The organism is Desulfonatronovibrio hydrogenovorans DSM 9292 (assembly GCF_000686525.1).
GTDB lineage: Bacteria > Desulfobacterota > Desulfovibrionia > Desulfovibrionales > Desulfonatronovibrionaceae > Desulfonatronovibrio > Desulfonatronovibrio hydrogenovorans.
The window spans coordinates 1-9,393 of sequence record NZ_KK365986.1 but is presented as its reverse complement, the minus strand read 5'-3'; the positions used below and the strand labels follow the sequence as shown (position 1 = coordinate 9,393).

Genomic DNA, 9,393 nt, shown 5'->3' with positions numbered 1-9,393 from the left:
GTCTGAAAATGGCTTCTGGTCAGAAGGGTTAAGACTGAAACCCAGGCTTAAACAACTTAAGCCTGGGTTTTATTTTTTATGCTGCTTCACTTCTGAGCTCACAGAGTTCACAGCAACTACATCCAAAACAACGGTTTGATTTAAAAGGATTTTCCTCGCAAGGCTCTGTTTTTGTTTCAACTTGGCACGGCCTTTGCCTTTAACCAGGCAAAACTCACAACAACAAAAAAGGAGAACCTAATGAAAAAGACCGGAATGGTTATGATTATGATGGTTATGTCTGCTGTGCTCTGCCAGAACAGCTTTGCCGGTGAGTACCTGGGGTTGAAGATTGGAAAGGACTCCAGGGAAGAAGTCATGGCTATGTTTGATAAACGAGGCGGGGCTTATGGGGACAACTGGGGGTACCGCGGCTACACTGAGTTATCCATGCTCAAAATTAACCGTTATGAAAACATGGACAGGCTGGGCAAAGTGAATCAGGCCTGGCTGTATTTCACACCGGAAGATGTCCTGTACAGGATCGCAGTGGAATACGCTGATCCGGGCCAGACCTTCAAGGTGGTCAAGGATGCCCTGGATGGCAATTATGGCCGGCCTGGTCAGTCAGGCTTTGGTTTTACAGAAGAGTACCTCTACCGCCATGGCCGGGTTCGGATCGATCTGGTCAGGAACTCCTTTGGTTTTGGAGACATGCAGACAACTACCCTGAGCTACACCTATGAGCCTGCATTGGCAGAAGTGGAAAAAATGAAGGAGATTATCGAAGAAGATATCCGGAGAATAAACGCGGAAAAAGTGGGAGGTGACCTGTAATGAGCCGGATAGATCTGAATACGGTCAACCTGAAGGCCAGAAGAAGGGCCAGGAGGAACAGTTTTATAAATGATCCGGCCAGATTCCATACCAGGAAGATGGAGAACAAAAAACGCAAACAAGAACTGAAGCCTGGCTGGAAAGAGCGGCAAAACTGGCTGCAGTGATCCATGTGCTTGAAAAAGTTCATGGTTCAAGATAGAGAGTGCATATATATAGCCTTTCCCGCGCAAAACAAAGGAGACTGTTGATGATTTTAGCTTCCCTGGTCGGAAACCAGCCTGGGGCAATAGCTGTGGTGGCCAAGACTCTGCTTGATAACCAGGGTCTGGAAAAAGTTTATTTGCTGCCTACCAGAAAAACCGGTGTGTACGCGAAAAGCTTGCAGGAATTGCTTAAAACCTGGAATGTTGAGGCAGACATCCTCAGCAACAGTATCTCCGCCATTGGGCTCAAGTCCATATCAGACAATCATAAGGCTTCAGGCCTATATTTCAATGTCTCTCCAGGTATGAATTTCCATCTGGCATCTCTGGCTGCAGACATTGATCCCGATCTGGTGTTGCCTGTTTATGCTTCGGATTCATATCTTCATGATTTGAAACAGGACAAATCATGGGAACTGCCTGATCTAGGAATTGACAATCTTTTGAAACTGCACTTGGTGTCACTCAACTATCAGAAAAGCGTTGGCCGGGGCTTGTTCAAAGAGTCATCCTTATCTTTCAATGAAAAAGAGGTCATTAGATTAGATTTCTGTTTTGAGTCAAAAGGAAAAATAATTGGTCTGGTCAGTATTAAAGGTTCTACCAGGGATGAGATAAACTCGCAGTGCAGGAAAATTGCAGACATATCCCGTAGCGCATCCCAGTTGAACGATCTCCAGCCAAGGCTTTTTATTCGTTCAAAGGACAAGTTAGCCATAAAACGCATGCTGGCATATGGGTTCGACCCCATCGAAGACTTTAGGCATGACAAAGAGCAAAATAGAGAGAAATTAAGAAAACTTTTATATGACAAAAAAATCTCAGCCCCCAATTCAGAGACATTCACTGACAATCAATTATCAAAGGTTATTGCTGTCTCAGAAGGCAAAGGGGGGACAGGACCTGATCTTCTGGTCTCTCTTGGCAATGATCCTGCTTCCACAATTCAGGCCATAATGGCCCATGAGCCTGGCGACTGCTACCTGGCCTATGACAAAAAATCCAAGTACATTAGTGACCTGACCGGCAGACTCTGCCAGATGGCCCACAGACTTCCAGTGAACAGACTTATTCCTCTTAAGACAGATCTGATTGGAAGCAACCTGAATATAAATACATTGCCAGATCTGTTCAGGGATAAACCCATCATTGTCAATGTTTCTCCAGGAACCAAAGCCCAGTGCTGGAACATGACTTTGGACAGAGACAAAAGCTCAGTTTTTACCCTGGATAATAATGAAAAGTCTTCACGCTCGCTGGACTCTTCCAGAAGCTATCCTTATGCGGCCATTCCAGTTGCTCTCCAGGCCGAAACCTGTGGCGGGCCGTTGCTTAAAGACAAAGCCATTTCCTTTGAAGATTTTTTGAAGAATGAAGATTGGTGCGAGGCTATGCTGAAGCATGTCCTCAAAGTTGCCAGGCAAAAGCGGAGCAAGGAAAACAGCGTATCCCTTAACTTGCTGGAAAGACAAAGACATGGTGTGAGTTATAAACGTCTTGATACAGATCGCATCGTGGTTCAAGTTATGGAAGGCGGGCAAACCTTTAAACACATTTGTCGCAGTAAGAGTAAACACGACGGTTTCTGGCTTGAGCCGGTTGTTGCTTATGGATTTCTGAGAGCTGGAAAGGAAAAAATTTGTGATATGATGCTCAATGTTGCCTGGAGCTGGGATGTGGTTGAAGGTAAGAACGATCATTTTCATGGAGAGCTTGATATTGTTATTAACTGGGAGGGAACTTTTCTTGGCGTGTCATGCAAACAGGGCTACAGCGGACACGAAGATCCTGTCAGTGCTTATGAGCAGGCCAAGACCGATGTGATTGGAGTTTCCAAGTTCGGTCTGGGCAGATTTGCAGTACCGATTCTTGTGGGCCCCCTGGTGCAGGGCGCTGCCAGAGAGTCTGGAGAAGAAAGGCTGCTTGAACTTAACCTGGTAGATTTTGCACAGCCTGAAAAGCTTATTGAGAAGATTGACTCTCATATCCAGAGCTTAAGGAGTTTTTCTTCATAAAGAGGAATTCATGACTAAAACAGACAGATCAGCCAGAATCCTGTTTACCATTGTCGGTTACAGAGATCCTTTCAGTAAATCAGGTCAAGACCGACAGGCCCCAGGGCCTGTTCTGAGTCTGCTTTCCGAAATGGATCACTTTACAGGCATTGTCCTGGTCCATACAGGTGACAAGACAGAGAATGCCTGCACACTCAAACAGATAATCCAGGAACGACATGGAATAGAGACAGTCACTTCTGAACTCAAAATATCTGATCCAACAGATTATGAAGACATCCTTCAGGGTTTGCGCCGTGTGTTCAGAGAGACAGCCAGGGAGGTGTCTGACGGGCACTATTATGTGTCCATGTCATCGGGAACACCGCAGATGCATGCATCCTGGCTCCTGCTGACCGCATCAGGAGAGATTCCTGCCCGTCTGCTTCAGGTCAGGGAAGAAAGATATCAAAAGCCTGATCAACTCCTGGTCAGGGAGATAGACCCCAGGGTCAGGGTCTTTCCCAGGGTCCTGCCCAGTACGACTCCGGTTATAGCACAGGGTCCTGATCAAGCCAGGATCCTCAAGCTGAAACAAGAGATTGGAATAGTCGGTGATCACCCTGCCCTGATGGACACCCTCACCCAGGCTGCCAGGGTGGCTGGTCATGACGCTTCGGTCATGATTCTTGGGGAAAACGGGACTGGAAAGGATCTTCTGGCCAGGTATGTCCACAAAATGAGCCCCCGGGCAAAGGGGCCGTTAATATCTGTCAATTGCGCTTCCATCCCTGAAAATATGGCCGAATCCCAACTATTCGGTCACAGAAAAGGAGCTTTCACTGGGGCTGAACGGGACCATGCAGGTTATTTCATGCAGGCTCACGGAGGAACCCTGTTTCTGGACGAGGCTGGAGAGCTCCCTCCCTATATTCAGGCAAAACTGCTCCGGGCTATTCAGCAGAAGGAATTTTACAGAATTGGAGATACTGCCCCCTCAAAAGTGGATTTCCGGCTTATTTCTGCGACCAACAGAGATATGGCAAGGGGCATAGACACAGGAGAAGTGCGGGAAGATTTCTATTTCAGATTGAATGAATTTACACTCCTGCTGCCCCCCTTGCGGGAAAGAAAAACGGACATTCCAAGTATCTGTGCCTCTTTTTTGCCAAAGTTCAACAAAATTAACCAGAATCTGTTCATATCCCCGGATGCTTATGAAACAATGTACGGCTACCACTGGCCGGGAAATATCAGGGAACTCTACAACAGGATGCAAAAAGCATCCATAATGTCTGTTGACGGAGTGATCACAGCCAGGGATATATTCCTGGATGAACCGCTCAAGGCTCGTTCAGGAATACCTGAGCCTTTTGAGGGGTTTTCCATGGAGAGCCATACAAAGAATATTCGAGCCAAGCTCATAGACCGGGCTATGGAAAAAGCAGATGGTAATATGAGCCTGGCAGCCAGGCTGCTGGGAATGTCAGCCCAAGCCATGTATAAAGAGATGAAGAAGCGACAGTCGTCTTAATGCAGTCCAGGTTGAATTGTCTTTTAAACATAGTTGAAAAACTCACGTCTGGTTGCCTGTCACGCTGACCACAAGGCATCTTATCTATCTGATAATACAGTGTTATAAAGCAGGCACACTTAGTGCTTATTCTCAATCTGATACCAGCTCAATGGAGAATAAGCATGAAGCATTTGTACAGAAAGGTAGTAATTGCCAAGCCTGATCTTGATACCTGCCTGACAGCCCTGATCATGGGCGTTAATAAAAGTATGCCGGTCAGGATCGCACCTGCCGGAGCTGAAGATGCTGAACTCCTGGATAGCCGTATTCTGTGTATTGAAGCCGGTGGCACAGGTCTGATCCATCTTGGCAACTTTGATCACCATGATCCTGGAAAAGACTGTCCGCCAGCCTGCAGACAGGCCTTTGATCTGTTCAGATATCCAGGCTATGAACTTGACCGCCTGGTCAACTATGTCTGTCTGGTGGATCAGGCTCTGCCCATAATACCCCAGGTTCCTTTTCCTTCGTTGTCGTCTCTTTTTTCCGGGATACTGCTGACAGTACAGGACAGGGAAACAGCCTTTTTTAAGGGCATAGCCATGCTGGACAGAGTGCTGAAGCACTGTTTGTCACCTTTTGCTCCCATGCCGAATTATGACGACTGGCAAGTATATGTTAGAGCCAAGTCTAAAAATCTGCAGATACTCAAAACTGATCTGAAGTCAGCTAAGTTCATGCTGTCCAGGCAAGGGATAAAAATAGGCTGGCTTTCGTCACAGGCAACCGGCGGGTCTGCAGAGCTTTACAGGCAGGACTGCGGAGTGGCGGTCCTGCACAGTTTAGTACAAGTGCATCCTTTAATGAGTAAATATACCATTGCCGGAAAAGGGTTGAAAGTGTCAGGCCTGCTGTATGAGTTGAGCAGATTGGAAAAGGGCTGGGGCGGGAGAAGCTCCATCATTGGCTCGCCTGGGCATGGCAGCCAGCTGACAACAGATCAGGTTATGCAGGTGGTTATTGATGGCCTTTAACCCTAGGCAATTGAACACAGGTTATAACCGTTAAAATTCTCTTTACTTCACATTATTATTTTTGAGCACAGATATTACCCTTATCCCTGACGGCTCTGTAAATAAGCAAAGACCCCAGGCCAGCCAAAAAGTTACCACAATTATATATGCTTGGTATGGTGCATCCATCATTTTCGGACTGACCAATATTGTGGGTATTATCATGAACTATGTTAGACGTGCCAATGTTCACTCTTAAATCCCTGCCCAGGAGCCAAATGCAGATCCGGAAAGCAGGTGCAGTGTTGTCTGCCTGGTAACATCTTAGTATCAGGATGCAAGCGGCCTGGATCAATCTAGCCTGAACAGGCCCGGCCAAGTATGCTGTGGGCCATACTGATATGAGGAATGTCCTTCCAGGAAAGACCAAGGAGTCCGGCACCGTACGAGTCCACGGCTACCGGGTCCAGTCCGGCCACCATCCTCTGCACCGGGGGATCACAGGTTCTGCCGCCAAGGTGGTATTCAGCCATACCCACTGAAGCATCTATTATGGACAGGTCCGGGGTCCGGTACAGGTTCAGTTCAAAGATGGAACGGTCCATCCGGGCATGGAAAAAGGCCTTTTTCCATTTTCCTCCCTGCTGATAATGACTGGGTGGAGCCAGGCCCATCATGTTCTTCATGGCCAGAGTGACCTGGGCCAGGGAATGTCTTTTGAGCACAGGAACCGAGATCAGAAATCCCTTAAGGGCAATCCTGGGCAGAAATATTTCAGGAAACACCCGGCACGCATGATTCTTCAACCGGACCAGGGGGGCATGGTTGAGATCCACAAGCTCAAGGCCGTATTCCCTGGCCAGGTAATCATAGCCCAGGCTGGAAAAGACCTCAGGTGTTTCAAGGTGGCAGTCACCGCAGCCCTCGGCAATGATCAGTCTGGCTTTGGAGTGTCTGCGGATGTACTCCACCAGAACCCGGACCATATCCGGCGAGGTGGTGATGGGAAAAGGGGAGGAATTGACCAGATTGGGCTTGATAATAATCAGCTTGCGTCTTTTCAGGACTTTACCGATTCCCAGCCGGTCAAGGCAGGTCCCCAGCGTTTCCGGCCAATTGGAGAACCGTTCAACCGATAGATTTTGAGTTTGATCCATAAGTCTTTGCTATCCAAATCCAGAACCAAAATAAAGGGCTGTGAAGCTAATTTCAGCCGGATCTGGACAGCACCCTTTCTGATCAAACTTTTTGCCATTGGAATCAATATGACTCGTATGCAAAATATCCTGACTACCGGCAACAATAGATGGCTGGTGGTTCTGGGGGCCATTGTAATCCAGTTCTGTCTGGGAACCATCTATGCCTGGAGTGCCTTTACAGGGCTGCTCACCCTGCCGCTGGACCAGGGTGGCCATTACGGCTTCACTGCCCAGCAGGCTGCCTGGATTTTTTCAGTCGGTCTGCTCTTTGTTCCATTATGTATGATTGTAACAGGCCGACTTCAGACAAGGTTTGGGCCGAGGTCCATGGCCTTTTCAGGCGGAATTGTCCTGGCATCAGGTTACATCCTGGGGGGTCTTTTGGGGAGCACCTTCTGGTCCCAGCTTATTTTTATCGGCATTATAGGTGGAACTGGTATTGGACTGGCCTATGTTGTGCCCATTTCAGTTGGTATTAAATGGTTTCCTGACAAAAAAGGACTTATTTCAGGTATTGCTGTGGCAGGTTTTGGGTTTGGAGCAACCCTCTGGGTTAAACTGGCTGGAAGCTGGTTTGGAGGGCTTTTATACACTACAAGCTTATTTTCACTACCTGGTGTTCAATCTGTATTTTTGATTTATGGTTTTATATTTCTGCTGTTTGTGGGATTAGGCAGCCTGGTAATGCTCAATCCCCCCCGGGGTTATCAACCCCAGGGCTATACCCCTGTGCAGCCAAGTGAAAATAACTTTCAGGAATCATCAAATCAGGAATTCAGCACATTGGAAATGCTGCGCAAACCCCAGTTTTACATGCTCTGGCTTATGTTTTTCAGCACTGCCTCAGCAGGACTGATGGTAATATACAGCATCAGCCTTTTTGGGATTGACTCACTGCAGGCATCCGCAGCAGCAGGCAACCCGGCCCATGCTGCTGCCATTGCTGGCACTGCCATGGCCTGGTATGCTATATTCAATGGCCTGGGCCGGGTTGTCTGGGGCGGAATATCGGATCGACTGGGCAGAAAGTGGTCCTTACTGACCATGTGCAGCTTCCAGGCCTTTATCATGTTGGTCTTTTTTGAAATGGGCGGGGCTGTCAGCAGTTTTATCCTGGCTGCAGCAATAATCGGGTTCAATTTTGGCGGAAATTTTGCTTTGTTTCCTGCCATCACAGCTGATTATTTTGGCAGCAGAAATCTCGGGGCCAATTATGGGTGGATGTTTCTGTCCTTTGGTCTTGCTGGGATAGCTGGACCTCAGGTAGCTGGTTATTTTAAAGATATTGCCGGAGCAGGCGAAATTGCCACCTGGTCCATGTCTTTCACCATTGCCGGCATTGCCTGTATCCTTGCAGCCCTGATTTCCCTGCTGCTCAAGGCGCCCTCAAAATGAGCCTTTTAAATATTAAACCTTGGAAGGAACAGGCATGAACAACAAGACAATAGAAAAAATAGATTTCAGTTCAGAAGCCAGGGTAACCAGGGTCGGACTGGGTGGGGAAGGAGTCCTGCGCACCTCTGGCCGGCATGAGGAGGCAAATGCAGTCATTCAAGAGGCTTTTAATCAGGGGATAACCTATTTTGACACTGCTCCGGCCTACTCCGGAAGTGAGGACTACCTGGGCCGGTTCTGGAAAAACAACCCCGGGAACAGGGAAAAGATCTTTCACACCAGCAAGTCAGCCCGGCGGGACCGGGCAGGGGCACTCAAAGACCTTGAACACAGCCTGTCCAGGCTCAGCACAGACTATCTCGATCTGTGGCAGATTCATGACGTTCGGACCATGGAAGATTTCAGCCTCATCGCCGGACCTGGTGGAGCACTGGAGGCCTTTATCCAGGCCAGGGAGCAGGGTATGGTCAGACACATCGGGGTGACCGGCCATCACGATCCAGCGATCCTGACCAAATGCGTTCAACAATGGCCCCTGGATTCAGTTCTTCTGCCGGTAAATATTTTTGAAGGGACTTTGACCGGTTTTCTGGATGAAACCATCCCGGCTGCCAGGGCTAAAAACATGGCCGTCATCGGCATGAAGGTCCTGGGGGGAGGACAATACACCAAAATTTCCCAAGGTCTCAATGCCCGTTTTCTTTTAAGTTACGCCCTGTCCAGAAATGTTGATGTGTGCATTGTCGGCTGTTCAACTCCCAGCCAGGTCCAGATTGTGGCTGAAATAGGCCGAACTCCCCTGCCCATGCCTGATGAAACCATTTCCAGGCTGCATGAGGCATTCAGGCCTTATGCTCATGATCTGGCCTTTTATCGCGGCTGAAGATTAGGTGCAGGATCAATTTAATTTTTCCCCCAGGGCATAAAAAAAGGGACTCATAATGAGTCCCTTTTTTTTATGCCTTATGGCATGTAAGGATTGTTCCGGCAGCGACCTACTTTCCCAGGGGTAGACCCCAAGTATCATCGGCGCTGGAGGGCTTAACTTCCGAGTTCGGAATGGAGTCGGGTGTGACCCCTCCGCCATGGCCGCCGGAACAAAATTTATAGTTAATAAGGGTAAGTTTTTAAAAGATTAGGTTAAGACGCACGGACTATTAGTACCGGTTAGCTGAACATGTTGCCATGCTTACACTTCCGGCCTATCTACCTGGTAGTCTTCCAGGGTCCTTCAGTGACCGAAGTCAAGGGAGA

8 protein-coding genes and 2 rRNA genes are annotated in these 9,393 nt (G+C 48.2%); 7 read left to right on the top strand and 3 right to left on the bottom strand.

Annotated elements, in window-relative coordinates:
* Positions 1-240: 240 nt before the first annotated feature.
* The 5 genes from P771_RS0114590 to P771_RS0114570 all read left to right on the top strand — a co-directional run bounded on the left by P771_RS0114590 (position 241) and on the right by P771_RS0114570 (position 5,566).
* Entirely contained in the window at positions 241-816 is a 576-nt protein-coding gene (locus P771_RS0114590; protein ID WP_028575712.1) for a hypothetical protein, read from the top strand.
* Entirely contained in the window at positions 816-983 is a 168-nt protein-coding gene (locus P771_RS18920; RefSeq protein WP_153304082.1) for a hypothetical protein, read from the top strand. The genes P771_RS0114590 and P771_RS18920 overlap by 1 nt, the downstream gene beginning before the upstream one ends.
* Positions 984-1,066: 83 nt before the next feature.
* Positions 1,067-3,037 (top strand): hypothetical protein, encoded by a 1,971-nt coding sequence (locus P771_RS0114580; RefSeq protein WP_028575711.1) that lies wholly within the window; start codon positions 1,067-1,069, stop codon positions 3,035-3,037.
* 10 nt (positions 3,038-3,047) lie between these two features.
* Positions 3,048-4,550 carry a sigma-54-dependent Fis family transcriptional regulator gene (locus tag P771_RS18540; protein ID WP_051617427.1) on the top strand — a complete coding sequence of 501 codons (1,503 nt, stop codon included), beginning with the start codon at positions 3,048-3,050 and terminating at the stop codon, positions 4,548-4,550.
* Positions 4,551-4,714: 164 nt separating this feature from the next.
* The gene (locus P771_RS0114570; protein WP_028575710.1) at positions 4,715-5,566 is read left to right on the top strand and encodes a hypothetical protein; all 852 of its coding nucleotides are present in this window, start codon (positions 4,715-4,717) and stop codon (positions 5,564-5,566) included.
* A gap of 335 nt (positions 5,567-5,901) precedes the next feature.
* On the opposite strand, the gene P771_RS0114565 is transcribed toward P771_RS0114570, so the two are convergent.
* Positions 5,902-6,702, bottom strand: a complete 801-nt coding sequence (locus P771_RS0114565) for a DUF362 domain-containing protein (RefSeq protein ID WP_028575709.1) — start codon at positions 6,700-6,702, stop codon at positions 5,902-5,904.
* A 108-nt stretch (positions 6,703-6,810) separates the two neighbouring features.
* On the opposite strand from P771_RS0114565, the gene P771_RS0114560 reads away from it, so the two are divergent.
* Positions 6,811-8,139, top strand: coding sequence for an L-lactate MFS transporter (locus P771_RS0114560; protein WP_028575708.1), 1,329 nt, complete (start codon positions 6,811-6,813; stop codon positions 8,137-8,139).
* A gap of 34 nt (positions 8,140-8,173) precedes the next feature.
* Positions 8,174-9,022 (top strand): aldo/keto reductase, encoded by an 849-nt coding sequence (locus P771_RS0114555; protein ID WP_035244779.1) that lies wholly within the window; start codon positions 8,174-8,176, stop codon positions 9,020-9,022.
* Positions 9,023-9,121: 99 nt separating this feature from the next.
* Here the strand turns inward: P771_RS0114555 and rrf are convergent.
* A 5S ribosomal RNA gene (rrf, locus tag P771_RS0114550) occupies positions 9,122-9,236 on the bottom strand.
* A 39-nt stretch (positions 9,237-9,275) separates the two neighbouring features.
* A 23S ribosomal RNA gene (locus P771_RS0114545) occupies positions 9,276-9,393 on the bottom strand; the annotation flags it as partial.